The organism is Mesorhizobium subarcticum (assembly GCF_055456085.1).
Window position 1 is genome coordinate 4,286,036 of record NZ_CM144237.1, and the last position, 23,938, is coordinate 4,309,973.

At 62.3% G+C, this 23,938-nt stretch carries 22 protein-coding genes, 1 tRNA gene and 1 pseudogene; 16 read left to right on the forward strand and 8 right to left on the reverse strand.

The genetic code is table 11. From position 1 onward, the window contains the following. Nucleotides 1-2: 2 nt before the first annotated feature. From ACZYHG_RS20880 to ACZYHG_RS20900, 5 genes are all read left to right on the forward strand, one after another. Nucleotides 3-395: an Mth938-like domain-containing protein gene (locus tag ACZYHG_RS20880; RefSeq protein WP_464610181.1), complete on the forward strand. Its 393-nt coding sequence runs from the start codon at nucleotides 3-5 to the stop codon at nucleotides 393-395. 1 nt (nucleotide 396) lies between these two features. After that, a complete protein-coding gene (locus tag ACZYHG_RS20885) occupies nucleotides 397-1,248 on the forward strand; it encodes a phytoene/squalene synthase family protein (RefSeq protein WP_464610182.1) in 852 nt (283 codons plus the stop codon). A gap of 82 nt (nucleotides 1,249-1,330) precedes the next feature. Next, nucleotides 1,331-1,765 carry a hypothetical protein gene (locus ACZYHG_RS20890; protein WP_464610183.1) on the forward strand — a complete coding sequence of 145 codons (435 nt, stop codon included), beginning with the start codon at nucleotides 1,331-1,333 and terminating at the stop codon, nucleotides 1,763-1,765. After that, nucleotides 1,765-2,706: a sterol desaturase family protein gene (locus ACZYHG_RS20895; RefSeq protein WP_464610184.1), complete on the forward strand. Its 942-nt coding sequence runs from the start codon at nucleotides 1,765-1,767 to the stop codon at nucleotides 2,704-2,706. The genes ACZYHG_RS20890 and ACZYHG_RS20895 overlap by 1 nt, the downstream gene beginning before the upstream one ends. 170 nt (nucleotides 2,707-2,876) lie before the next feature. After that, a complete protein-coding gene (locus ACZYHG_RS20900; protein ID WP_464610185.1) occupies nucleotides 2,877-4,913 on the forward strand; it encodes an SGNH/GDSL hydrolase family protein in 2,037 nt (678 codons plus the stop codon). A gap of 8 nt (nucleotides 4,914-4,921) precedes the next feature. On the opposite strand, the gene trmFO is transcribed toward ACZYHG_RS20900, so the two are convergent. The 3 genes from trmFO to ACZYHG_RS20915 form a co-directional block, all read right to left on the reverse strand. Continuing rightward, nucleotides 4,922-6,334: a methylenetetrahydrofolate--tRNA-(uracil(54)-C(5))-methyltransferase (FADH(2)-oxidizing) TrmFO gene (gene trmFO, locus ACZYHG_RS20905; RefSeq protein WP_464610186.1), complete on the reverse strand. Its 1,413-nt coding sequence runs from the start codon at nucleotides 6,332-6,334 to the stop codon at nucleotides 4,922-4,924. A 583-nt stretch (nucleotides 6,335-6,917) separates the two neighbouring features. Then, the gene (locus tag ACZYHG_RS20910; protein WP_080680729.1) at nucleotides 6,918-7,058 is read right to left on the reverse strand and encodes a DUF1127 domain-containing protein; all 141 of its coding nucleotides are present in this window, start codon (nucleotides 7,056-7,058) and stop codon (nucleotides 6,918-6,920) included. Nucleotides 7,059-7,107: 49 nt separating this feature from the next. Then, nucleotides 7,108-7,248 carry a DUF1127 domain-containing protein gene (locus ACZYHG_RS20915; RefSeq protein ID WP_013531315.1) on the reverse strand — a complete coding sequence of 47 codons (141 nt, stop codon included), beginning with the start codon at nucleotides 7,246-7,248 and terminating at the stop codon, nucleotides 7,108-7,110. A gap of 235 nt (nucleotides 7,249-7,483) precedes the next feature. Here ACZYHG_RS20915 and ACZYHG_RS20920 point away from each other — a divergent pair, with 235 nt between their 5' ends. Together ACZYHG_RS20920 and ACZYHG_RS20925 are read left to right on the forward strand one after the other, a co-directional pair. After that, complete coding sequence (locus ACZYHG_RS20920; protein WP_464610187.1) at nucleotides 7,484-8,602, forward strand: DUF2157 domain-containing protein; 1,119 nt, start codon at nucleotides 7,484-7,486, stop codon at nucleotides 8,600-8,602. Further along, the gene (locus ACZYHG_RS20925) at nucleotides 8,599-9,183 is read left to right on the forward strand and encodes a GDYXXLXY domain-containing protein (protein ID WP_464610188.1); all 585 of its coding nucleotides are present in this window, start codon (nucleotides 8,599-8,601) and stop codon (nucleotides 9,181-9,183) included. Before ACZYHG_RS20920 ends, ACZYHG_RS20925 begins: the two co-directional genes overlap by 4 nt. Nucleotides 9,184-9,237: 54 nt before the next feature. Here ACZYHG_RS20925 and ACZYHG_RS20930 read toward each other — a convergent pair. Beyond that, nucleotides 9,238-9,320, reverse strand: a tRNA-Leu gene (locus ACZYHG_RS20930). A gap of 377 nt (nucleotides 9,321-9,697) precedes the next feature. Between ACZYHG_RS20930 and tig the strand changes: the two genes are divergently transcribed. Together tig and ACZYHG_RS20940 are read left to right on the forward strand one after the other, a co-directional pair. Further along, nucleotides 9,698-11,182: a trigger factor gene (tig, locus tag ACZYHG_RS20935; RefSeq protein WP_464610189.1), complete on the forward strand. Its 1,485-nt coding sequence runs from the start codon at nucleotides 9,698-9,700 to the stop codon at nucleotides 11,180-11,182. Nucleotides 11,183-11,345: 163 nt separating this feature from the next. Continuing rightward, nucleotides 11,346-11,870 (forward strand): hypothetical protein, encoded by a 525-nt coding sequence (locus ACZYHG_RS20940; protein WP_464614751.1) that lies wholly within the window; start codon nucleotides 11,346-11,348, stop codon nucleotides 11,868-11,870. A gap of 31 nt (nucleotides 11,871-11,901) precedes the next feature. Here the strand turns inward: ACZYHG_RS20940 and ACZYHG_RS20945 are convergent, their stop codons facing one another. Together ACZYHG_RS20945 and ACZYHG_RS20950 are read right to left on the reverse strand one after the other, a co-directional pair. Next, nucleotides 11,902-13,074, reverse strand: a complete 1,173-nt coding sequence (locus ACZYHG_RS20945) for an NAD(P)/FAD-dependent oxidoreductase (protein ID WP_464610190.1) — start codon at nucleotides 13,072-13,074, stop codon at nucleotides 11,902-11,904. A gap of 111 nt (nucleotides 13,075-13,185) precedes the next feature. Further along, nucleotides 13,186-13,866, reverse strand: a complete 681-nt coding sequence (locus tag ACZYHG_RS20950; protein ID WP_464610191.1) for a GntR family transcriptional regulator — start codon at nucleotides 13,864-13,866, stop codon at nucleotides 13,186-13,188. Nucleotides 13,867-14,084: 218 nt separating this feature from the next. Here ACZYHG_RS20950 and ACZYHG_RS20955 point away from each other — a divergent pair, with 218 nt between their 5' ends. The 7 genes from ACZYHG_RS20955 to ACZYHG_RS20985 all read left to right on the forward strand — a co-directional run bounded on the left by ACZYHG_RS20955 (nucleotide 14,085) and on the right by ACZYHG_RS20985 (nucleotide 22,580). Beyond that, nucleotides 14,085-15,212 (forward strand): sugar ABC transporter substrate-binding protein, encoded by a 1,128-nt coding sequence (locus tag ACZYHG_RS20955; protein WP_464610192.1) that lies wholly within the window; start codon nucleotides 14,085-14,087, stop codon nucleotides 15,210-15,212. Nucleotides 15,213-15,317: 105 nt separating this feature from the next. Beyond that, nucleotides 15,318-16,844 (forward strand): sugar ABC transporter ATP-binding protein, encoded by a 1,527-nt coding sequence (locus ACZYHG_RS20960; RefSeq protein WP_464610193.1) that lies wholly within the window; start codon nucleotides 15,318-15,320, stop codon nucleotides 16,842-16,844. Then, nucleotides 16,841-18,916, forward strand: coding sequence for an ABC transporter permease subunit (locus tag ACZYHG_RS20965; protein WP_464610194.1), 2,076 nt, complete (start codon nucleotides 16,841-16,843; stop codon nucleotides 18,914-18,916). The genes ACZYHG_RS20960 and ACZYHG_RS20965 overlap by 4 nt, the downstream gene beginning before the upstream one ends. 13 nt (nucleotides 18,917-18,929) lie before the next feature. Beyond that, entirely contained in the window at nucleotides 18,930-19,736 is an 807-nt protein-coding gene (locus ACZYHG_RS20970) for an SDR family oxidoreductase (protein WP_464610195.1), read from the forward strand. 10 nt (nucleotides 19,737-19,746) lie between these two features. Then, entirely contained in the window at nucleotides 19,747-20,694 is a 948-nt protein-coding gene (locus ACZYHG_RS20975) for a 3-hydroxyacyl-CoA dehydrogenase (RefSeq protein ID WP_464610196.1), read from the forward strand. After that, a complete protein-coding gene (gene kce / locus ACZYHG_RS20980) occupies nucleotides 20,691-21,653 on the forward strand; it encodes a 3,5-dioxohexanoate:acetyl-CoA acetone transferase (RefSeq protein WP_464610197.1) in 963 nt (320 codons plus the stop codon). Before ACZYHG_RS20975 ends, kce begins: the two co-directional genes overlap by 4 nt. Before the next feature lie 48 nt (nucleotides 21,654-21,701). Then, the gene (locus tag ACZYHG_RS20985) at nucleotides 21,702-22,580 is read left to right on the forward strand and encodes an SMP-30/gluconolactonase/LRE family protein (protein ID WP_464610198.1); all 879 of its coding nucleotides are present in this window, start codon (nucleotides 21,702-21,704) and stop codon (nucleotides 22,578-22,580) included. Between the two features lie 38 nt (nucleotides 22,581-22,618). Here ACZYHG_RS20985 and ACZYHG_RS20990 read toward each other — a convergent pair. Continuing rightward, nucleotides 22,619-22,783, reverse strand: a pseudogene (locus ACZYHG_RS20990) (JAB domain-containing protein); the annotation flags it as partial. A 306-nt stretch (nucleotides 22,784-23,089) separates the two neighbouring features. Further along, on the reverse strand, nucleotides 23,090-23,845 hold the full coding sequence (locus ACZYHG_RS20995; protein WP_464610199.1) for an arginyltransferase: 756 nt from the start codon (nucleotides 23,843-23,845) through the stop codon (nucleotides 23,090-23,092). Between the last annotated feature and the right edge of the window lie 93 nt (nucleotides 23,846-23,938).

The window sequence follows — 23,938 nt, forward strand, 5'->3', positions numbered from 1 at the left end:
TGATGGCCGGCAAAGGCATCGTCATCCGCGAGGCGCATTTTCCCGGCCGCGCGCCGATCGAGGCCTATGGCAACGGCGGCTTCCGCTTTGCCGACATGTCGCATCGCGGCTCGCTGCTGTGCCTGCCCTCCGGCATCCATGGCTGGGAGCCGGCAAATCCCTTGGCGCTTACTGTGGCAGATTTTGACAGGCTGCTGGCCGAGGCCGACAAGGTCGAAATACTGTTGGTGGGCATGGGTAGGGATTTGAGGCCGTTGCCGGCGGCGCTGCGGGCTGCGCTGAAAGAAGCAGGCATAGCCTCCGACCCGATGTCGACGGGTGCGGCGGTGCGCACCTACAATGTCCTTCTGGCGGAAGATCGCGCAGTGGCTGCCGCTCTCATCGCCGTCGATTGATATGTCGCAGAATGCTGAAATCGTCATGGATGCGGTGCGCGCCGCCGACCATGACCGGTATCTGACGGCGCTCTATGCGCCGGCCGACAGGCGCGCTCCGCTATTTTCGCTCTATGCTTTCAATGCCGAAATCGCGGGCATTCGCGATCGCATCCATGAAGCGTTGCCGGGCGAGGTGCGGCTGCAATGGTGGCGCGACCTGATCGCCGCCGACAATGATGGCGCAGCTATTGGCCATCCGGTCGCCGACGCGCTGAAGGCGACAATTTCCGCCTACCGCCTGCCCAAGCTGGCCTTCGACAACATGCTCGAAGCGCGCATCTTCGATCTCTACGACGATCCGATGCCGTCGCGCACCGATCTGGAAGGCTATTGCGGCGAGACGGCGGCGGCACTTATCCAGCTTGCGGCAATGGTGCTCGATCCCGTCGAGGCGCCGCGCTTTGCCGAACTGGCGGGCAGGGCGGGCTGTGCGCAGGCCATGACCGGCCTCTTGCTTCTGTTGCCGCTGCACCGCAGGCGCGGGCAGTGTTTTATCCCGGCCGACATCCTGGCGGCGGCTGGCTCGTCGCCGGAAGAGTTTGTTGCCGGCGATGGCGGGCCTGGGGCACAGCGCGCGGTGGCGGCGATGATCGCGCTGGCACGCGAACACCTATCCGCTTTCGAGCAGGGTGCTGCAGGGCTACCGGCGTCGTTGCGTCCGGCATTCCTGCCGCTGGCCCTGTCGCGCGCCTATCTCGACAGGATGGAAGGCTCGCGCCATTCACCGCTCGACGGCGTCGTTCGGCTGTCGGCCTTGCGCCGGCATTGGCTGCTGTTGCGTCGCGCGAGCAAGGGTTGGCCGGCACTTTGACGTAAACGTCAATCGTGTTAAGGAGTCCTCGAGCCGGAACTGTCGCCGAAGATGACAGGCCGATCGGAGGAGATACCCGTCCATGAGCTTGCCTTTACTGGTCGCGATCGTCGCCCTTGGCATAGCGTTGTCTGTCGCTGCCGTGCATTTCACCGGTGGCAGCAAGACGGCGACGCTGGCCGATCGCGATCAGGCTCTGAGCCGCTTCGCCGAGGATTACCCTGACGAGGCAGCTGCGACAGTCCGCCTGACGGCAGACGCCAAAACGGCATTTCTGGACCTTGGATCAGGGCGGATCGGCATCGTTCACAGCGTCGGTGACTGTTTCTTGACGCGTATCGTCACCGCTGCGGACGCCTCGGTGTCCAATTCTGACGACAAGAATACAATTCTGATGCGGCTCACGGACTTCACCTGGAAGGGCGGCCGCTTCCGCCTTGCCAATGCTGCCGACGCGCAAGCCTTGCTGAAGGCTCTTGAAGCACGCCACTCAGATGCCGCCAGGGAGGCCGCCTGATGGACAGCTATGATTTTCCGCAGGTCACCCAGCTGGCCATTCCGTTCTTCGTCGCGGCGATCCTGATCGAGCTCTGGCTGGTGCGCACCGGTCGCGCAAGGGGTTCGTTCGAAACCCGCGATACCTTGACCAGCCTGATGATGGGCACCGGCAATGTCGTTGCCGGCCTGCTGCTCGGCGTCGTGTCCTACTGGGCGCTGCTGTGGCTCTGGCAGTTCCGCGTCTTCAACCTCGGCCTGTCGGTCTGGGTATTTCTGGCCGCCTTCCTGCTCGATGATCTGCGCTACTATGTCTATCACCGTATCGCGCACCGGGTGCGCTGGGTGTGGGCCGAGCACGTCAACCATCATTCCAGCCAGCACTACAATCTCTCGACGGCACTGCGGCAAAGCTGGACCGGACTGTTCACTTTCATGTTCGTGCTGCAGGCGCCGCTGGTGCTGCTCGGCTTCCATCCGGCGGTGATTGCCTTCACCTTCGGCTTCAACCTGGTCTGGCAGTTCTGGATCCACACTGAGACTATCGGCAAGATGTGGGGCTGGTTCGAATTCATCTTCAACACGCCCTCCCACCACCGTGTCCACCACGCCACCAATCCGCGCTATCTCGACGCCAACTATGCCGGCACGCTGATCATCTGGGACCGCATGTTCGGCACCTTCGTCGCGGAGCTGGAAGAGGACCGGCCGCGCTACGGCATCGTCAAGAATCTCGGCACGTTCAACCCGCTGAAAGTGGCGTTTCACGAATGGATCGGCATGTTCAGGGACGCTTTCGCGCCGGGCCTTTCGCTCAGCGATCGCGTCAACTACCTGATCAAGCCGCCCGGCTGGAGCCATGACGGCTCGCGCGAAACCTCGGAGAGCCTGAAGGCGGCGTATGTCAGGCGAAATCCCGGTGAGGCAGGCAAGCCAGGGTTGCCGCTTGCACCGAGTGGGTAAGTGGCGGATTAAAGTAAAAGTCCATCCTTTGTTGGTTTGACACGATGAAGTCCAAGTACTAAAATTTGCCGTCATATTTTATGGTGGTGATCATGCTTCGTCTTGTAATCACTTGCCTGTTTTTATTGATATCGACTTTGGCTTACGCGACACCAGCTATCGATTGGAGGGTGGAGCATCCATTCCGGTATTTCACCGAAACCACCGATTTCGACATGCAGCGCGAGGCCATGGCCGAGGTCATGACGACGCATGGCGGCGCCTTCACGGCGACGGCGGTTTCCGATCTTGAGCGGCTGCTCAACGATCCGCGCTGGCTTCGTGAATGGTACAAGCAGGACACAGGGCTTTATCCAAATCCAAAGGGCTCGGGCCGGCCCGAGCGTGGCTGGGCCAATCCGATCAATCTTCGCCGCTCCACCTGCTGGGACAGTCGCGAACAGTGGCATTCGTCCTGCACCAGCGACAGCTTCGGAACAGCTCTTCGCACCGACTATGTGCGCCCGCAAGGCCATACAGTGCTCTTCACGGTGACCGACGCGCCTTCGGGCATGTGCCGATGGGAGGCAGCGCGGCCGATCTTCATCGCTGGGCGCGGGCAGCTTTCGGCGACAGCGGAGCAACCCTGCGCCGCGAACGTGAAAGCGCGCGTTCCCTTCGAACCAGACATCCCGGAAGCGGCACGTGGTGTCGATGTCTCGGTAAATCTGCCCGACGGTACAAAGCTGTCACAACCCGCCATCTGGGTTCGCGACCGGCTCATTGCCGGCATAGGCGACAGTTTTTCGTCGGGGGAGGGCAATCCCGATACGCCGGTCGAGATCGATCCCTTGTCGAAGCGAAAGCACCTCAACCTCTCTTTCGTCTACGACCCCGATACTCAGGCGATCAAATCCGTCCCGGCCGACCGCAAATGTCATCGTTCGGCCTATAGCTACCATCTGCGCACGGCGCTGCAGGTCGCGCTTGCTGATCCCAAGCACAGCGCGGTCACATTTCTGGGCTTCGCGTGCTCCGGCGCCGAAGTGACGGAAGGGCTGTTGTTTCCTTATGCCGGCGTTGAGACGGTCAATAGCTCCTACTTTTCTCCAGGCGGCCGACAGCGTCGGGATTTGCCGCAGATCGACCGTTTGATGGTCGAGTTGTGCCGGGATGATCTTCTACGCACCCAGGCAACGCGCACTGTCAACTTTGATACGCCGCTGACCGATGAGCAGGGACGTACATTGCGCAGCGCCAAGCTCTTGGACTGCAAGTCCGGCCGGTTCTTGCGACCGATAGACATGTTGATCGTATCTATCGGCGGAAACGATGTCGGCTTTACACCACTGATCGTGGACGTTTTGACCAAGACGAGGCCGCCATACGCGAACCTCAATACCAAGATCCGGGCAGAGGCGCTTGGTGCTTCGGTCATCCGGACTGTCGCGCGGGTGGCAAAGGCCCATGATGTTGCCACTGCGCGTCAGCGGGCGTTGGAGCTGCCCGCCCGCTTTGCCGCCCTGCGCAAAGCTCTGGCGCCGCTTCCGATCGCGACCAATGGTGGAATGCCCAACATCGTGCTGACCGCGTTCCCGAAGATAGAGTTCGACGAGAATGGAAGGCTCTGCGGCGAAGCCACTCCGCGTGCAAGGCTGGAAGGCTTCAACGCCGGTGGCGTGCTGTCGATCGACGTGCCGACGCTGCGTCCGGTCAGCGATTTTGCCAACAATGTTCTCTACCCCGCAACACGCGATGCTGCTCGTGCCGGGAACTGGCATTTTGTCGATGCACAGCGTGACGTCTTCGCGAAGCACGGCATATGTGCGCAAAAGCGGCAGTCAGGAGGCGTTACAGCCGCCGAGAGTCTGATGCTGCCCTACTACTATCTCGACGGGTCGGGACGGGAGACCTGGTTTGATTTCGAACCGTTTTCCGCCTATCGCGACACCGACTTCAAAGCATCCCGCGACACACGTGCATACGCGCCTCGCGAGCGCTGGTTCCGCACCATCAACGACATCTGTCTGTTCGTGCAATCCAAGGCCAGCGGCACGCCACCGCCGCCGTCGCAATGGGCCTTGCTCGATCTGATCGAGGTTTGCTTGGGGGGCCCGTTCCATCCGACCGCGGAAGGCCATTCCCACATCGCCGATGCAGTGTTCGCGACGGCGAGCACGATGCTCAATCTACCGCAGCCAACGGTCGCGGACGTGCGGCCGCATTGAGCTGGATTCTACTCGGCGGCTTGCGCTGCCGGCGCCGGCAAGCCTAGCCATTGCCGGCAATCGTCCAGCGCGCGCGATGTGATGGCGTGCCGCTTGGCAACCGTCTTGTCCTTGCCGCGCAGGCGCTTGCCTTCGATCTTTACCGCTTCCACTGGCGGGAACAGGCCGAAATTGACATTCATCGGCTGGAACGAGCGCTTGCCCGGTTCGTCGTCGGAAACGATGTGGCCGCCGGTGATGTGATTGAGCAGCGCGCCAAAGGCGGTGGTGAGCGGCGGCAGCGACAGCGCATGGCCGAGCCGCTCGGCGGCGGCGAAGCGGCCGGCGAGCAAGCCGATCGCAGCACTTTCGACGTAGCCCTCGCAGCCGGTGATCTGCCCGGCAAAGCGCAGGCCGGGGCGCGACTTCAGCTGCAGCGAGGCGTCGAGCAAGGTCGGCGAATTAATGTAGGTGTTGCGGTGCAGGCCGCCCAAGCGGGCGAAGTCGGCGTTTTCCAGGCCCGGAATGGTGCGGAAAACGCGCACCTGCTCGGCGTGCTTCAGCTTGGTCTGGAAGCCCACCATGTTGTAGAGCGTACCCAGCGCATTGTCCTGCCGCAGCTGGACAACGGCATAGGCCTTGACCGTCGGATTGTGCGCATTGGTCAGGCCCATCGGCTTCATCGGCCCGTAGCGCAGCGTTTCGACGCCGCGTTCGGCCATGATCTCGATCGGCAGGCAGCCGTCGAAATAGGGCGTGCCTTCCCACTGCTTGAACTCGGTCTTCTGGCCGTCGACCAGCGCCTGCACGAAGGCCAGATACTGCTCCTTGTCCATCGGACAGTTGATGTAGTCCTTGCCGGTGCCCCCGGGACCAACCTTGTCGTAGCGCGACTGGAACCAGCAAATGTCCATGTCGATCGTGTCGAAATGGATGATCGGCGCGATGGCGTCGAAGAAGGCGAGAGCATCGGCACCGGTCGTCTCGGCGATCGACTGGGCAAGCGAAGGCGCGGTCAGCGGACCGGTGGCGATGATCGCCTGGTCCCACTCCGCCGGCGGCAGGCCCGGCACTTCCTCGCGCTGGATGGTGATCAGCGGATGCGCTTCGAGCTTTTTCGTCACCGCTTCGGAGAAACCGTCGCGGTCGACGGCCAGCGCGCCGCCGGCCGGCACCTGGTTGGCGTCGCCGGCGCTCATGATCAAGGAGCCGGCCAGCCGCATTTCGGCGTGAAGCAGGCCGACCGCATTGTTTTCGGCGTCATCGGAGCGGAAGGAGTTGGAACAGACCAGCTCGGCCAGACTATCGGTCTTGTGGGCGTCGGTGCCGCGAACCGGGCGCATTTCATGCAGCACAACGGCAACGCCGGCTTGCGCCGCCTGCCATGCGGCTTCGGAACCGGCGAGACCGCCGCCGATAATGTGGATGGGGTTTTTGCTCATGAGCGCCGGAATAATCGCTTGCCGCCGCGATTGCAATTGTCGCGCGGCGTTAACCGGAACGTCTGATCTGGAAAGCCTGCCCTGAAAACAACAACACCCGCCGGGGGAGGAGGTCCGGCGGGTGTCGTTTTTGGGGTCGACCCTCGGGAGGAGGTGAAGGCCGACCGTATTCGTCATCGCCGGGGAGGAGGTCGGCTTTGACGAAATCTCTTTCGCGTTTTGAAAAGGGGCGAAACCCTTTTGAGCAAATTCATTTTGCTCGGGGAAACAGCGCCCGCCGCGGGAGGAGGTGCGGCGGGCGCCGTTTTGGTGGCCAACCCTCGGGAGGAGGTGAAGGTTAGGCCTATTCGTCATCGCCGGGGAGGAGGTCGGCTTCGACGAAATCTCTTTCGCGTTTTGAAAAGGGGCGAAACCCTTTTGGGCAAATCGAATTTGCTCCGGAGAAACAGCGCCCGCCGCGGGAGGAGGTGCGGCGGGCGCCGTTTTGGTGGTCAACCCTCGGGAGGAGGATAAGGGCTGACCGTTCGCTGGAGGTCGGGGAGGAGGTCGACCCCAGCGAAATTCAGTTAGATCGCCATCCTGATTAGAGGGCTTGCCGGGCGATGATCTTGATTTCGTCGCGGACGATACCGAGATCATGCAGCTGACGGTTCGAAAGGCGACCCAGCTCGGTAACCGTCTCGCGATAAACGCGCCAGTTACGATAGTTGCGGATCAGGTTCATTGTCGTTCTCTTTTTCAAATCTTGTTCGGACCATTCGCGGCCCGAAGAATTAGACCGCCTTGCGAGCGACGTAAGGAATGTCGCTGCGGCTGATGCCGAGGTCGGTCAGTTCACGGTTGCTCAGGCGGCTCAGCTCGGACACGGTGTCCCTGTAGCGGCGCCAGTTGCGGTAGTTGCGGATCAGGTTCATGGTAGTTCTCGTTTCGTCTTTCTTGCGGATCATTCCGTTTGTGTACGAACCATAAATAGGCGGGCCTATATCGATTTAAAAGCGCTATGGCTGCATGGCAGCAATGCAAATTGTGCAATGCAACATTAACGCGGCTTCACGGACCTGACATAAAGAAGCCAGAATCAGAAAGTGCCGTGACGTCAACGGTTTGGCTGGTTCGGCTGAAAAAAGACCAGACTGGGGGAGACGCGGAATGGCGGGCTATTCGTCACGAGTGAGGTCGGATATTGCGCGCTGGCTGCAGGCAGGCCTGATCGACGCCGCGACAGCCGATTCCCTGAGGCGTGACGTCGAGGCCAACGCGCGTCAATCGCTCAGCTTCGGTTCCATCCTGGCGATGATGGCGGCCCTGCTGTTTGGCGCGGCCATCCTGATCTTCGTCGCCGCCAACTGGGACGCGATCCCGCGCCTGGCGCGCGTGGCGGCACTCTTTATTGTCATCCTTGGCGGCTATGTCGGCGGCGCGGTCTTGAAGACACGCGACCATGCCGCGATTGGCGAGGCGCTGTGGATCGTGGCGGCGGCTGCTTTCGGCGGTTCGATCGCGCTGATCGGCCAGATGTATCATTTGTCCGGCGACGAGGCTTCGGCGCTCGTCACCTGGGGCGCCGGCACGGCGCTGGCGGCGGTCGCACTGCGGTCGAACCCGCTGACCATCGCAGCGGTCGGCATCGCCGATGCCTGGCTGTTTCTGAAAGGGTTCGATTATTACAGCCGGAGCGCGTTTCCGCATGCCTTCGTCGTCATGGCGGTTGTGCTGTTTGCCGTGTCATTCTGGACCCGCAGCCAGCCTGCGCGACACCTGATTATCCTGTCGCTGCTCTTCTATCTCGTGCTGTTGGCGATGAATCACGCCACGCTGCCGGTGGCGATCCCCCTGGTCATTGTCTCCATCGTGCTCTTCGCGGCTGGCGTCTTTGCGCCGGAGCCGGTCGACGGGATCTTGCAGCTTGGCGGGCGCTTACCCCTGCACGCGCTACTCGGCTTCCTCACCGGCCTCGCCATCATCCAGCTCGAGCTGGCCGACAACAGCACCTACGACAGCGGTTTCACCATCGCCTCGGTTGCTGCACTTGCCGGCATCGTTGCCGCTATCGTGCTCGCGGGGCGAGAAAGTCGAGGCCTGCGCTGGCTTGCCTATCTTGGCTTCGCCTTCGAACTCGCCATCATCTATGTCGTGACCCTGCAATCGATGCTCGACACGGCCGGCTTCTTCCTTGCCGCCGCGGTGCTGCTCGGCATTCTTGCGGTCGTCATCATCCGCGTCGAAAAACGCATGAAGGGTCCAGCCAGCACGGGAGCCACGGCATGATGACCGGAAAGAGGCTTGTTATCTCGGCGCTGGTGCTGGCGATCGTCCAGATAGGTTTCCTCAGCTGGATCATCGCCGGCCGGGCGGCGATCCTGCGCGACGGCAAGGAAGTGCTGCTGAAGATCGAACCCGTCGATCCGCGCGACCTGCTGCGCGGCGATTACATCACCCTCGGCTACGACATTTCGCGCATACCGGTTAAGATGATCGCCAACATTCCCGCCGATAAACTCTCCAGCGACGACACCTCGATTGTCGTCAGGCTGAAAAAGGGCGCCGACGGCTACTGGACGCCAACCACTGCCTGGTTCGGCAAGGCGTCCGCGCCGGCGGCTGCCGACGAGGCGGACATATCAGGCCATGTCGCGGAGGGCTGGGACCTTCGCAGCGAGGGAGCGTCGATCGCACCGGACTACGGTATCGAGCGCTTTTATCTGCCGGAAGGCCAGGGCATGGCGATCCAGAACGACATGCGCGTGCGCCCGTTCGGGATACGGCTTGCGCTCGCCAGCGACGGCACCGCGCAGATCAAGGCGCTGGTCGACGGCGACAAGACGCTGTTCGAGGAGCCGCTGTACTAGGTCAGGGAGTCGGCTCTAAGGTGGCCTGCCACCCGAAGCTCGAAGAGCGAAGGATGGTGCGGGTAGAGGGACTCGAACCCCCACGATCTCTCGCCAGAACCTAAATCTGGTGCGTCTACCAGTTCCGCCATACCCGCGTTGCCCGGCAATCCCATGTAGCCATCATTCTGTCAATGTCAGGTTCAAGATGTCGGGTCAGGTCCAAAATGTCGGGTGATGGCCAAAATGTTGGTTATTCGCCTAAACGCGAAGACTGTTGAAAATTAGCCTCGCCTGTGACAAAAGGCGTGTCAAATGTGACGGGACGCGACGATCCGCTTCTACAAGATGTGATAAGAAGTAGGAAAAACAAGAACTTATTCACATTTTGGAACGCAGTTTGGGAGAGTTTGAGCCGTAATTTCGGTCAAATCGCCAGGTTCCGTACCAAAAGCCATTCCCGGCAAGAATATACCGGCAGGCTGTAAACGGCAGAGGCCGTGGCAGTCTCATTGGTTAAAACAAAGGTTTTACGATGCAGGTCACCGAAACGCTCAACTCCGGTCTCAAGCGCGAGATCAAGATCACCGTGCCGGCGGGTGACATGGAAGCCAAGCTGATGGCGCGTCTGTCAGACGCCAGGAACAAGGTCCGCATCAACGGCTTCCGCCCCGGCAAGGTGCCGGTGCAGCACCTGCGCAAGGTTTATGGCAAGTCGTTCATGGCCGAAGTGGTCAACGAGATCCTCAACGATTCGACCCGTTCGATCATCACGGGTCGCGGCGAGAAAGCCGCCATGCAGCCCGAAGTCATCATGACCGAGGACGAGAAGGAAGCCGAGAAGATCCTGGCCGGCGGCACCGACTTCGAGTTCCGCCTCAACTACGAGGTCATTCCGGCGATCGAGATCAAGGATTTCTCCGACATCAAGGTGACGCGCCAGGTGTTCGAGGTGCCGGACACCGAGATCGACGACCAGGTCAAGCGCGTTGCCGAATCGGCGCGCAGCTACGAGCCGAAGACCGGCAAGGCCGCTGAAGGCGACCGCGTCAGCATCGACTATGTCGGCAAGATCGACGGCGAGGCCTTTGCCGGCGGCGCCGGCACCGACCAACCGCTGGTGCTGGGCTCCAAGGAGTTCATCCCCGGCTTCGAGGATCAGCTCATCGGCAGCAAGGCCGGTGACGAAAAGCAGGTCACCGTGACCTTCCCGGAAAACTACCAGGCAGCGCATCTGGCCGGCAAGGAAGCGACCTTCGACGTCACCGTCAAGGAAGTGTCCCAGCCCGGCGCGCTTGAAATCAACGACGAGACCGCCAAGAACCTCGGCCTGGAATCGCTGGAGCGCCTGCGTGACGTGGTGCGCGGCCAGATCGAGAACCAGTTCGGCTCGATGACGCGCCAGAAGGTCAAGCGCCAGCTGCTCGACCAGCTCGACGCGGCCTATTCGTTCGAAGCGCCGTCGAAGCTGATCGAGGCCGAGTTCAACAACATCTGGGCACAGGTCAATCGCGACCTGGAAGCAGCCGGCCGTACCTTCGCTGACGAAGAGACGACGGAAGAAGAAGCCCGCGCCGAATATCTGCGTCTTGCCGAGCGCCGCGTGCGCCTTGGCCTGGTGCTGGCAGAGATCGGCGAGAAGGCCGGTGTCACCGTATCGGATGAGGAACTGCAGCGCGGCCTGTTCGAGCAGGTTCGCCGCTTCCCGGCCAACCAGCAGCAGGAAGCTTTCGAGTTCTACCGCAGCAACCCCGAGGCGCTGAATGCGCTGCGGGCGCCGATGTTCGAGGAGAAGGTGGTCGACCACCTGCTCGGCCAGATTTCGGTCACCGACGTCAAGGTCAGCAAGGAAGAGCTGATGGCCGACGACGAGGAAGCCGAAACCACGACCAAGGCCAAGCCGGCGAAGAAGGCCGCGGCCAAGAAGGCTGAGGCCAAGGCTGGTGAGGCTGGCGACGAGACGGAAGAGCCGAAGAAAAAGGCTGCGCCGAAGAAGAAGGCCGCCAAGGACGCCGAATAAGCTCCCCATTTGATGGAATCGACGAAGGCCGCCCTTAAGGCGGCCTTTTTCGTTGCGAAACTGCAACAGCCGGTTGCCTTTGCGGGAGGCGGCACTTGGCGACACCATGCGTTGATCATTATCTGCGCTGGTGCTGCAAACCGTATGGTTCCTGGAGGGGGCGTTGAGCTTATTCTTCGAAACGGGGCGTGCTGTCGCCCTGGCGCTCGTTCTGGCCTTTTCCTGTGACATTGCCCACGCCGACGCGATCGCTGGCGACTGGCGCTTCGGGACGGACGATGGCGGCCTCGTCACCGCGTCGCTTCATGCCACCAACAAACTGATCACCGGCGGCGGGGCGTTGAGCTACAGCCCTGTGCTGACCATTGCCTGCCGGGCCGCTGGCGAACCGCGCTGGACCGAATGGCTGGAATTGAATGACGCGGTTTCGGCCAGCCGCAAGATCACCATGTCGGTCACTGTCAACGGTGGCGGCAAGTTTGATGAAAGCTGGTCTGTCGGTCCGCGCGGCAGGGTTCTGGTGCGCGACGGCGGCGACGGCATCAAGCGTCTTGTCTCCGCAAGCGAGCTGTCACTTTCCTGGCGGTTCGGATTGTTGTCAGGGCGCGGCCAGGCGGATTTCGACCTTGCCGGGCTTGAAGGGGCGGTCACGCAGATTGCCGGAACGTGCCGGACGAATCCACCCTGACCGGATTTCGTGGCGCTTCAGGCGGCATGCATCAGTGGGCAAGTGGCCCCTGAAACCGTTTTCCCGAAAAGACCTCAAGCGCTTGCGGCTTCTCCCCGCCGACGATCCAGTCGGTAAGGTATTTGGTGAAGCCAAGGGCGATGGCAAAGCCATGGCCGGTCCAGGCAAACCCATAGATGGTGTTGTGCAAGGCAGCCGGCGTGTCGACGATCGGGATGCCGTCAACCGCGCAACTCTCGATACGGGAAGCATTGACCTTGAGGAAGGAGGACTCGTCGATGAAGGGCAAGGTCGCGATGGCATTGGTGAGGCCGAGCGCTGTCGAACTGAGCGATCCCTTCCAATGGCCCTCCGGCGTATGGGCGACACTCTGACCGCCTGAAAGCATCAGCGTTCCATCCTGGAGCTGCTTCACCGACAGCGTGCGGTAGGCATGACCCAGGAGATGATTGATCTTTTTGCCGCGTGGGTTGGTGACGAACATCATCTGCGGCATCTGGCTGATGACGGGCATGATTTCCTGCGGCTGGAGGATCGGTTTGAGCAGCGGCAGCACACCGTTGTTGGCCAGGAGAACGAGTTTCTCGCCAACCGGCACGATTTCACCACTCGCCAGCCTGGCCGCCGTTGCCCTCCCTTTGTCGTGGAGGATTTCGGTGACGCGTGCGCCGGCCCGCAGGTTCGCTCCAGCCTTGCGCGCCTGTTTGGCGAATGCCAGCGTGGCGAAGGTGTGATCGCACACGCCGTCATTCGGGCAATAGACGGAACCGATAATATCCCCCGACAGTTCCGGCTCGCGTTCCAGCGTTTCGTCGCGGCTGAGAAGCTCAGAAGAAACGCCAAGCGCGTTCTGCACCATGGCCATCGCTTCCATACTGCCGCGCACCTCATGCTCATGGGCGCCGTGAGGGATGTTGAAGAGATGAAGCCCGCCGATCCGGCGGTAGCCAACGCCGTCTTCGAATTGTTCCTGATACTTCTCCCAGCGCGGAAAGCTGACAGTCGCCATCGGCAACTCCCGCAAATCGCGGCTGTTTGCACGCACGCCCCGTTCACCGGGGCCGCCCGATGCGCCGGCCGCGATGTCGTCGGCCTCAAGCAGCGCAACGGTCTTGCCGGCACACGCCAGTTCGTAGGCGAGGCTCGCACCATAGATACCGCCTCCGACGATCACGATTTCAGCCGCGGTGGCCTGTGTGGTCATGTATCGGGTCCATCCTGGATACTTTGTAGCGACTATCGCATGCTGGGGAGGCAGTTGGCTCACTTCAATAGAGAGCAAAAATGCGCGGTTATTTTAGCCGGCTTTGTAACCCTATTTCAGCAGGTCGACCAGCACGTCGAAAGCCGCGTCGATGTCGGCGCGGACCGCGATCCGCACCGCTTCAGCATCGCGATTTCGCAGTGCGGCGAACATCTCCTGGTGGTGTTCGTTGGCGGTCGAATAGTTCCCTGAATCATGCAGCATGTTGAAATAGGGGCTGATCTGCAGCCACAGATTCTCGATGATGTTGAGGATGTTTTCGGAGCCCGCCGCCCGGTAGATGGAGAAATGAAAAGCGTAGTTGGCGCGCAGATAGGATTTGACGTCTCCCGCCGCATTGGCCTGTTCGAGTGCTGCCAAATGCAGGCCGAGCTGCACGATGCCCTGGTCGTCGATGCGCTCGGCCGCCCAGGCTGCGGCGATCGCCTCGATCTCGAAGCGGACATTCCTGAGATCGACGAGTCGCGCCCGGCTGAGTGCGGGAATGCCGATCGAGCGGCCTGAAACAACCATCAAGGCATTGGCCGCGGTCAGCCGCCGCAATGCTTCCCGGACCGGCATCGGGCTGACGCCGAAGGCGTCGGCCAGGCTTTGCACTGTCACCATCTCGCCCGGCACGATGCTGCCGTCGAGGATTAATTCGGTGACATGGCGATAGACCCTGTCCTGCAGGGTCTCCCTGGACAGGGGCACGATCTCGACACCAGGCTTCCTAAACGCCGCTCCGGCCATCTCCCATCAACCTTCCCGCGCAAAGGCCGCGCCACAACCCGTTCCGGAATGCAGGGTTCCGGCTGTCGCGTCAAGCGTAGGTGACAGTCACCTTGATATAAAGCTATTTCATCATTGATCTTTGATCAAATGATGTTAGGGTTATCGACATCGGATGGCGAGGGCTACGTTTCGTGCCCTTGGGAGGCATTCGGTCGTTCGTATCGGGAGGAATTTACATGGGTATCGGATTGAAAGTCCGGCGGCTCGCGCTGCTGGCCGGCATGGCCGCTTGCGCCTTTGGCATCTCGGCCGCGCAAGCCGCCGAAAAGCACAAGATCTTTCTCAGCATGAGCTATATCGGCAATGATTGGCAGGCCGAGGCGGCAAACATGGTCAAGGCCATGGCCGCCCACAAGAGCCTTGCCGACAAGGTCGACCTGCAGGTCCAGGTCGCCGGGCCCAACGCGCAGCGCCAGATCCAGCAGATCAACGCCATGGTGCAAAGCGGCGCCGAGGCGATCGTCGTCTATCCGATTTCGCCCACCGCGCTCAATCAGGTGGTGAAAAATGCCTGCGACAAGGGCGTGAAGGTCTTTGCCTACGACGCCGAGATCACCGAACCTTGTGCCTACAATGTCCATATTGATCAACTCGAAGCGGGCAGGGTGACCGCCGAATGGCTGGTCAAGAAGCTCAACGGCAAGGGCAACATCATCGCCATCACCGGTGTTCCCGGAACTTCCGTCGACGATCAGCGCACAAAGGCCGCCAAGGAAGTCTTTGCCAAATATCCCGACATCAAGATTGTCGGCGAGGCTGTCGGCATGTGGAGCCAGGCGGTCGCCCGCACCGAACTCTCCAAGATCCTCGCCACACGCAGTTGGGGCGACATTAACGGGCTGTGGATGCAGGTCGGCTGCTTCACGGCCAACTCGATGCAGCTCGAGGCCGGCAAGAAGGCGAGCGAACTCCTGCCTTGCGCCGGCGAAGGCTCCAATGGCGGCCGCATCCAGATGCTGCCGGATGACACCAACGTCGAAGGTGCGGCTCCCCCCTATGCACCGGCGGGCGCGCAACGCATTTCCTATGCCTCGCCGCCTTATTCCGGGGCTCTGGCGCTAAAACTTGCCGTCGAGGCGATCGAAGGCAAGGATGTGCCCAAGACCACGATCCTGCCGCTACCGATCGTCACCAATGAGACGATCAAGCTGTGCGATGAAGGCACCTGGGCGGAGATGAAGGCCGGTTGCAACGTCTTCAAGCCGTCGCTGGTTTCCAACCCCGGCTGGTTCGCTTCGATCTTTTCGGACCAGACGCCCGAGATCGGCCTCAACGCCGCGCTCGTCGGACAGCCGGAGAACTGAGCCTCTCAAGGCCAACCGCGACGATGCGCTGACGTCTTGTCCGCGCATCGTCGATCCGCGCCAACGCGCGGCGTCCAAAACTTGTGCAGCCCGGCGATCGAGGACATGACAGAACAGCTCCCCGCCATCGAGATCGACGGCATCGGCAAGGCGTTCGGCCCGACCGTCGCGCTGGACAGCGTGTCGTTCCGCATCGCGCCCGGCAGCGTCCATGCGCTGCTGGGGGAGAATGGAGCCGGCAAGTCGACGCTGGTGAAATTGTTGTCCGGACTGGTGCGGCCGAGTAGCGGCCATATCAGGGTCTTCGACAAGGAGATCGGCTACGGCGCGCCGCGCACGGCACATGCTTTGGGCGTGCAGACGGCGTTCCAGGAGATGACCCTGGTGCGCGACCTCTCGGTCCTCGACAACATGCTTTTGCCCTATGCTCCCGTCGGCATCTCCGGCCTGATCCGCCGCGGTGCCGCCCGCAAAGCTGTCCGCCGCCATATCGACGAACTCGGCTTTTCCGTCGATCTCGATGCCGAGGTCAGCGAGCTCGAGCTTTCGGTGCGCCAGAAGATCGAGATCGCGCGCGCCGTCTATCGCAAGCCGCGCATCCTTTTGCTCGACGAGCCGACCTCGACGCTCGCCGGCCGCGACGTCGACTGGCTGGGCGACATCATCGCCAGACTGAAGGCTGCGGGCACGACCATCGTCTTCATCACCCATCGCATGCGCGAGGTGCGCGCCTTTTGCGACACGCTGACGATCCTGAGGAACGGCCGCCACATCGTCACCGCGCCGGTCGCCGATGTCTCGGATGCAGACGTCATCGAAAAGATCATCGGCCGCTCCATCGAGCAGACCTTTCCGCCCAAGCCCGATAGCGCCCAGGCCTTCGGTCCGCCGGTCCTCGGCGTGCGCAACCTCAAGGTCGGGCGCAAGCTGGACGGCGCGAACTTCGACCTGCGCCAGGGCGAGATCCTCGGCGTCGCCGGACTGCAGGGGATGGGCCAGCAGGACCTGTTCCTGGCCTGCTTCGGCATGGCCGAGATCACCCGTGGCGACGTCCTGGTCGATGGGCGCAAGGTCTGGCTCGGCTCGCCGGCTGACGCCTTGCGGCCCAACATGGCCATCGGCCTGGTGCCGGAAGACCGTAAATCCGAAGGCCTGTTCCTGAAACTATCGGGCAGCCAGAACGCCACGTTGCCCGTCGTGTCGCGCTTCACCCGCTTCGGCCTTGTCGATGCCGCGGCCGAGACCCGCTCCGTCGAGGAGGCGTTCGCCACTGTCGAGGTCGACCGCCGCGCGCTGTGGACGCGGGCCGGTGCGTTTTCGGGCGGCAACCAACAGAAGATTGCCATTGCCAAATGGCTGGTGGCGCAGAGCCGCATCCTGCTTCTGTTCGATCCCACACGCGGCATTGATGTCGGCACCAAGCATGAGCTCTATGTGATGATGCGAAACTACGTCGCCGCCGGCGGCTCCATCCTGCTGCATTCGACCGAGATTCCCGAACTCGTCCACCAATGCGACCGGGTCCTGGTCCTCTACGACGGACGCATCGCTGCCGAGCTCGAAGGTGATGCCATCACCGAGCCCGCCATCATGCGCCCGGCGCTTGGCCATGCCGGGGAAGCCGCCGCATGAGCGGCGTTTCACCTCCTGCTCCCGCTGGTTTCGGGTTGCGCCGCGCGCTGATTCGCAATCGCGGCGCGCTGATCGCGGCAGCCGTGCTGGCGATCCTGCTTTTCATCGTTGACTGGATCAGCGCCGGGCCGCTGACCTATTTCGACGTGTCTTTCCTGTCGAGCGGTGGCGCGACCTCGGCGCTGGCGGCGATCGGCCAGACCATCGTGATCCTGTCGGGCGGTTTCGACCTGTCCGCCGGGGCGGTCATATCGCTGGTCAATGCCGTGCTGGCATCGAGCATGGACCCGATGGCGCCAGGCGCCAGCATCCTGTTGTGGACCGCGGTCGGCGTCGGCGTCGGCATGGCGGTGGGCGCCTTCAACGGCTTCTTCATCGCGGTGCTGCGCATGCAGCCGATCGTGGTGACGCTGTCCACCATGTTCATCCTGCAAGGCGTGACGCTGCTGGTGATGGACAAGCCCGGCGGCTTCGTCTCGCCCGATCTCGGCAGCTTCTATCTGGGTGACGCGATCACCGGCTGGCTGCCGATGCCGCTGGTGGTGATCGGCGTTGTCCTGCTCGCCTGGTTCTGGCTGAAGGGAACTCGTTTCGGCACAGCACTCTATGCCGTCGGCAGCGACCCGGATTCGGCGGCTGCCGTCGGCATCAATGTCGTGCTGGTGCGCTTTGCCGTCTATGTCATCGCTGGCGGCTGCTACGGCCTTGCCGGTGTGTTCATCAGCGCGCAGACCGGCAGCGGCGACCCGCTGGTCGGCAATCCACTGCTTCTGTCGATGTTCGCGGCGGTCGTGGTCGGCGGCACGCGCCTTGGCGGTGGGCAAGGTGGTCCGGTGGGCACCGTCTTCGGCGCCTTTATCCTGATGATGGTGGTGAACATCCTGCTGGTGCTCAATGTGTCGGCCTACTACGCGACCATCGCGGAAGGCACCATTCTAGTGCTGGCGGCCCTTGCCGGGTCCTTGTCGCACGCATCGGTGCTTGCCGTGCAGCTGCGCGCGGCGCGCGCCCGGCTCGCCGCCTGGCGCGCCGGCATCTTGCCCTCGCAGCTCGAGCCGGTCGACCGGCGGCTGAAGATCACTGGGCCCTCGCAAGGCCAGCGCGGTCCGGCATCGCCACGCCCGGCTTTTCGCCTGCGCAACGCCGAGACACTGCGCTATGCGCTGCCCGCCTATGTCTGCCTGCTCATCATCGTCGTCGTTACCCAGGTCTGGCTCGGCCGCGCTATCCTCAATCCGGGTTACTGGAATTCGCTGCTGGTGCTGTCGTCCTTCCTTGCCGTGCTGGCGCTGGGGCAGGGCACCGTCATCCTGACCGGTGGCCTCGATCTTTCCGTGCCGTGGACGATCGGCATTTCCGGCATCGTCCTGGCCGGCATGGTCAATGGCTCCGATGCTGCCCTTGTCCATGCCTTGCCGGTCGTGCTGGTGATGGCCTGCGCCATCGGCTTCGCCAATGGCTTCGGCATCGCCTATCTCGGCATCTCGCCGATCGTCATGACGCTTGCCACCAACGGCATCCTGCAGGGCTTCGCGCTGATCTATTCGCAGGGAACCCCGGCCGGTTTTTCCTCGCCGATGCTGCGCTGGTTCATGACGGCCAAGCTGGGTTTGGTGACGCCGATCGTCCTGCTGATGGTCGTCTTCGTCGCGGCAGCGGTGCTGCTGCTTGGACGCACGCCGTTCGGGCGCAGGGTCTATGGCATCGGCAACGGGCTGCGCGCGGCGCGCCTTTCCGGCATCGGTGTCGAGCGCACGCTGATCCTGGTCTACATGCTGTCGGCCGTTTGCGCTGCTGTCGTCGGCATCATGCTGACCGGTTTTTCCGGCCAGGCGAGCCTTGGCATGGGCGACGATTATCTCTTGCCGTCGATCGCGGTGGTGGTGGTTGGCGGTGCGCTGATCACTGGCGGGCGTGGCCACTATCTCGGCATGCTCGGCGGCGTGCTGCTTTTGACGGCGCTGCAGATGCTGCTGGCCGGCACAACGCTTCCCTATGCCACAAGGGCAATTCTTTACGGGCTGGTCGTTCTGGGTGCCGTCATGGCGCTGCGTGAACGGCGGCTGCAATGAAAAGGACAGGACGATGAGCGCTAACGCACCCGCATCGGCGGACGAATTTCTGGCTGGGCTGAAAGGACAGCGCGTGCTGGTGACGGCAGGCGCAGGCGGCATAGGCTTTGCCATCGCCGAGACGCTGTCGCGGCTTGGAGCACGCATTGTCATCTGCGATGTTTCCGACGAGGCGTTGGCTGCCGCTCCGGGCAAGATCGACCTGGTCGCTGCGGTCAAGGCGGATGTCTCGCGCGACGAGGACGTCGACCGGCTGTTCTTGACGGTTCAGGAAAAACTTGGCGGGCTCGACGCGCTGATCAACAATGCCGGCATTGCCGGGCCGACCGGCGGTGTCGACGAGATCGAACCGGATGACTGGCGGCGCTGCATCGATATCTGCCTGACCGGCCAGTTCCTGTGCGCGCGGCGCGCCGTGCCGCTGATCAAGGCGGCAGGCGGCGGCTCGATCGTGTCGATGTCGTCGGCGGCCGGCCGCCATGGTTACGCGTTCCGCACGCCCTATTCGGCGGCCAAGTTCGGCGTCATTGGTTTCACCCAGAGCCTCGCCAAGGAGCTTGGGCCGCACGGCATCAGGGTCAATGCCATCCTGCCCGGCATCATCGAGGGACCACGCATTGAAGGCGTCATCTCAGCGCGTGCCAAACAGGTCGGCATCAGCCATGAGGAGATGACCGGGCGCTATCTGCAGAACATTTCGCTGCGCCGCATGACCAGCCCTTATGACGTCGCCTCCATGGTCGCATTCCTGCTCTCCGACGCAGGCATCAACATCTCGGGCCAGTCGCTCGGCGTCGACGGCAACGTCGAAACACTTTGAGGAGCAATCCATGGCCAATGTCGCGATTGTCGGAAGCGGGTTCATCGGTCGGGCCTGGGCGATCAGCTTCGCCCGCGCCGGCCATGATGTACGGATGTGGGACCAGTCGCCCGCCGCGACGGGCGGCGCGCGCGAGTACATAGAAGGCGTACTCGGCGATCTCGCTTCGAATGACCTGTTGCGCGGGCAATCCGTCGGCACAGTGCTTGGCCGCATCGCCATCGTCCGCGAGCTAGGGGAGGCGCTGGCCGATGCAACCCATGTCCAGGAGAACACACCTGAAAACCTCGACGTGAAGCGGCAGGTTTTCTCGCTGATCGATAGCCTTGCCGGCCCGCAAACGGTCATCGCCAGTTCCACCTCGGCGCTGTTGCCGTCGAAATTCACCGACCATCTGCAAGGGCGGCACCGCTGCCTGGTCGTGCATCCGATCAACCCGCCCTATCTCATTCCGGCGGCCGAGGTGGTGCCTGCGCCGTGGACCTCCGCCGAGACGCTGGAAAGGACCCGCGCCTTCCTCATCGATGCAGGCCATGCGCCATTGGTGATGAAGCGTGAGCTCGACGGCTTCATCATGAATCGCCTACAAGGAGCGCTGCTGGAGGAAGCTTTCCGGCTTGTCGCCGACGGCTACGCCAGCGTCGAGGATGTCGATATCGGCATCCGTGACGGGTTGGCGCTGCGCTGGTCCTTCATGGGACCATTCGAGACCATCGACCTCAACGCGCCCGGCGGTGTGCGCGACTATGTCGAGCGCTATCAGGGCATCTATTCCAACATCTTCCCGCAGATGCTGCGCCGGGTCGACTGGGCGGGCGAGGTCATGAAAACCGTCGAGGCCGAGCGCAGCAAGCGCTTGCCCAGGGAAGGCCTGGGTGAGCGGCAGGTCTGGCGGGATCGCCGGCTGATGGCGCTGGCGGCGCACAAGATAAAATCGGATCAGGAGTTCGGACAATGAAAGAAACCAGCCGCAAGCCCAGCGCCACGGCAGCCAGAGGCAAAGTCATCATCACTTGCGCAGTGACGGGCGCGATCCATACGCCGACCATGTCGCCCTATCTGCCGATCACGCCGGATCAGATCGCCTCGGAGGCGATCGCCGCGGCGGAGGCCGGTGCCGCGATCCTGCATCTTCATGCGCGAGACCCGGAAACCGGCAAGCCCGACCAGACGCCGGAAGCCTTCGCCCGCTTCCTGCCGCGCGTCAAGCAGGGCACCAATGCCGCCATCAACATCACCACCGGCGGCAGCCCCTATATGAAGGTCGAGGAGCGCGTGCGCCCGGCCGCCCAGTTCAAGCCGGAAGTCGCCTCGCTCAACATGGGCTCGATCAATTTCGGGCTCTATCACCTCGCCGACAAATACGAGACCTTCAAGTTCGACTGGGAAAAGCCGCATCTGGAGGCGACGCGCGACCTCGTTTTCCGCAACTCGTTCAAGGACATCGAGTACATTCTGGCGACTTGCTACGACAATGGCACGCGATTCGAATTCGAGTGCTACGATATTGCGCATCTCTACAACCTCGCGCATTTCGCCGATCGCGGCCTGGTGAAGCCACCGTTCTTCGTGCAGTCGGTGTTCGGCCTGCTCGGCGGCATAGGCACCGATCCCGAAGACGTCGCCCATATGAAGCGCACCGCGGACCGGCTGTTCGGCGACCAGTTCCGCTGGTCGGTGCTCGGCGCCGGCGCCAGCCAGCTGCGCATCGCTGCGCAATCGGCCGCACTCGGCGGCAACATCCGCGTCGGGCTGGAGGACAGCCTGTGGGCCGGCAAGGGCAAGCTCGCCAAGTCGAATGCCGAGCAGGTCCTCCTGGCGCGCAAGATCATCGAAGGGCTTGGCATGGAGGTGGCGACGCCGGACGAGGCGCGCGAAATCCTGTCGCTGAAGGGTGGCGACAAGGTCGCCTTCTGACGCGGGGCGATAATCGCAGCACGGGATGCCTATACACAGGAGGATGGCATGAAGATCGAAGTCGTGGTGGACGTGAAGACGACACTTGGCGAAGGCCCGCTATGGGACGTCGAACAGGAGCGTCTTTACTGGATCGACAGTTTCGACGGGCGCGTGTTCCGCGCCACCGCCGACGGGCATGAGATCCGCTCCTGGGACGTGCCGATGAAGATCGGCTCGATGGCGCTGCGCAGGGATGGCAGCGGCGCGGTCGTCTCACTGCAGCGCGGCTTCCATCTGCTCGATTTCGCCACCGGCGATGTGACTTTGATCCATGATCCCGAGCCGGACCGGCCGATGAACCGGCTCAATGACGGCAAGGTCGACCGGCGCGGCCGTTTCTTCGCCGGCTCGATGGACACGATGGAGGAGGGGCCGTCAGGCGGGCTCTATCGGCTCGATCCGGATTTCTCCGTCACCATGATCGATTCCGGCATCATCTGCTCCAACGGTCCGTGCTGGAGCCCTGACGACCGCACGTTCTACTTCGCCGATACCTGGACCGGCGAGATCTGGGCTTATGATTACGACATCGCCACGGGTACTGCCACCAACCGCCGCACCTTCGCGCGCGTCGACACCAGCAAGGGCGGTGCGGCCGATGGCTCGACCGTCGATGCCGAGGGCTATCTGTGGAATGCGCTGGTTTATGACGGCCGCCTGGTGCGATATGCGCCTGACGGCAGCGTCGATCGCATCATCGACATGCCGGTGAAGAAGATCACCAGCGTGATGTTCGGTGGGCCGAAGCTTGACACGCTCTACGTCACCTCGATGGCCAAGCCGCCGCTGCCGCGCTTTCCCGGCGACGGTGTCCTGCGTGGCAGCCTGTTCGCCATCACAGGCCTCGGCGTGACCGGCGTTCCCGAGCCGCGGTTTGGCGGGTAATCCGATGTGCCACTGGGCGGCACCGACACCCGTGCCGATCAGATCAGCAGCAGGCCCTTCAGGCTGGCGTATCCGTTGCGCTCGATGATGATGTGGTCGTGCACGGCGATGCCCAGCCGCTTGCCCGCGTCGATGATTTCCTTCGTCATCTCGATGTCGGCGCGCGACGGTGTCGGATCGCCAGAGGGATGGTTGTGGATCAATGTGCTGTGGCGATAATAGTCATATTTATCAGATACTTAATCAAATATGATCGAGGGATGGGACCGTTAGCTGGGGTATGTAGAAAGTGTCTACTCGTGATTTTTTCCGCTGAGGCATGGTCGCATTTGGAGGCCGCCAAACCTAGCAGATCTCCGGGGTTACCCCTGTCGTGGCAGGTAGCCGTTTTCCGGACAATAGGACTCCGCACATAGTTGTCGTACACAACCGGCCTACGAATAACGATTTGGAACCCACCTCGGCCGAGTGTGCTGGAAACGGTCGTTTTCCGGACACAATGCCGAGTGTTACAGGGAGGGGTCGTGCCGCTCCCACCCATTCGCACCAAGATGCTCCTGCGGTGAAAACCGGGTTTTATACTGCATCTTGCGGGAGCCCCTGACCCAGTAGCCGAGATACACGTAGGGGAGCTTGAGGGCGCGCGCCCGTTCGATGTGGTCGAGAACCATAAGCGTGCCGAGGGACGCGCCTTTATCATCAGGCTCATAAAAGGAATAGACCATCGACAGCCCGTCAACCATCACGTCGGTGAGCGCTGCTGCGACCAATGTGCCTGCGCCTGTGCCTGGAACAGGCTCGCCCGGCGTCGGGCGTCGATACTCGATCACCTTGGTCCTGACGTGGGTATCCTCAATCATCCGCGCGTAGTCCAGCACATCCATGTCGGACATGCCACCTGTGCGGTGGCGCGCAGCGACGTAGCGCCGGAACAGTGCAAACTGCTCATTGGAGGCCTTGGCCTGGTAACGGGACCGGCTCAGGTTGGAGTTGCGCAGCCAGACACGTTGCATTGATCGGGTCCGCGTGAATTCGCTGACCACGATTCGCACCGATACGCATGCATGGCACGCATCGCACGCCGGGCGGTAAGCAATATTCTGCGAACGGCGGAACCCGCTTTGCGACAGTTGGTCGTGCAACACGTTAGCCTTGTCGTCCAGCAGGTGCGCGAAGATCTTCCGCTCGACTTGACTGTCCAGGTATGGGCAGACCGTGGGTGCAGTGAGATAGAACTTCGGCGAGGATTGCGGCCAATGGGGCATTGCTTCATTCCAATACACTGAACCGGGACACGGCGCCCCGACCAGCCGGTTGTCAATCCTTTCTGAAGGATGCGCCCGCCACGAGAGCTTAAT

Coding starts and splice junctions, on each gene's coding strand:
- ACZYHG_RS20880 (WP_464610181.1), top strand. CDS start 3: ATGGCCGGCAAAGGCATCGTCATCCGCGAGGCGCATTTTCCCGGCCGC.
- ACZYHG_RS20885 (WP_464610182.1), top strand. CDS start 397: ATGTCGCAGAATGCTGAAATCGTCATGGATGCGGTGCGCGCCGCCGAC.
- ACZYHG_RS20890 (WP_464610183.1), top strand. CDS start 1,331: ATGAGCTTGCCTTTACTGGTCGCGATCGTCGCCCTTGGCATAGCGTTG.
- ACZYHG_RS20895 (WP_464610184.1), top strand. CDS start 1,765: ATGGACAGCTATGATTTTCCGCAGGTCACCCAGCTGGCCATTCCGTTC.
- trmFO (WP_464610186.1), bottom strand. CDS start 6,334: ATGAGCAAAAACCCCATCCACATTATCGGCGGCGGTCTCGCCGGTTCC.
- ACZYHG_RS20910 (WP_080680729.1), bottom strand. CDS start 7,058: ATGAACCTGATCCGCAACTATCGTAACTGGCGCGTTTATCGCGAGACG.
- ACZYHG_RS20915 (WP_013531315.1), bottom strand. CDS start 7,248: ATGAACCTGATCCGCAACTACCGCAACTGGCGCCGCTACAGGGACACC.
- ACZYHG_RS20920 (WP_464610187.1), top strand. CDS start 7,484: ATGGCGGGCTATTCGTCACGAGTGAGGTCGGATATTGCGCGCTGGCTG.
- ACZYHG_RS20925 (WP_464610188.1), top strand. CDS start 8,599: ATGATGACCGGAAAGAGGCTTGTTATCTCGGCGCTGGTGCTGGCGATC.
- tig (WP_464610189.1), top strand. CDS start 9,698: ATGCAGGTCACCGAAACGCTCAACTCCGGTCTCAAGCGCGAGATCAAG.
- ACZYHG_RS20945 (WP_464610190.1), bottom strand. CDS start 13,074: ATGACCACACAGGCCACCGCGGCTGAAATCGTGATCGTCGGAGGCGGT.
- ACZYHG_RS20950 (WP_464610191.1), bottom strand. CDS start 13,866: ATGGCCGGAGCGGCGTTTAGGAAGCCTGGTGTCGAGATCGTGCCCCTG.
- ACZYHG_RS20955 (WP_464610192.1), top strand. CDS start 14,085: ATGGGTATCGGATTGAAAGTCCGGCGGCTCGCGCTGCTGGCCGGCATG.
- ACZYHG_RS20960 (WP_464610193.1), top strand. CDS start 15,318: ATGACAGAACAGCTCCCCGCCATCGAGATCGACGGCATCGGCAAGGCG.
- ACZYHG_RS20965 (WP_464610194.1), top strand. CDS start 16,841: ATGAGCGGCGTTTCACCTCCTGCTCCCGCTGGTTTCGGGTTGCGCCGC.
- ACZYHG_RS20970 (WP_464610195.1), top strand. CDS start 18,930: ATGAGCGCTAACGCACCCGCATCGGCGGACGAATTTCTGGCTGGGCTG.
- ACZYHG_RS20975 (WP_464610196.1), top strand. CDS start 19,747: ATGGCCAATGTCGCGATTGTCGGAAGCGGGTTCATCGGTCGGGCCTGG.
- kce (WP_464610197.1), top strand. CDS start 20,691: ATGAAAGAAACCAGCCGCAAGCCCAGCGCCACGGCAGCCAGAGGCAAA.
- ACZYHG_RS20985 (WP_464610198.1), top strand. CDS start 21,702: ATGAAGATCGAAGTCGTGGTGGACGTGAAGACGACACTTGGCGAAGGC.
- ACZYHG_RS20995 (WP_464610199.1), bottom strand. CDS start 23,845: ATGCCCCATTGGCCGCAATCCTCGCCGAAGTTCTATCTCACTGCACCC.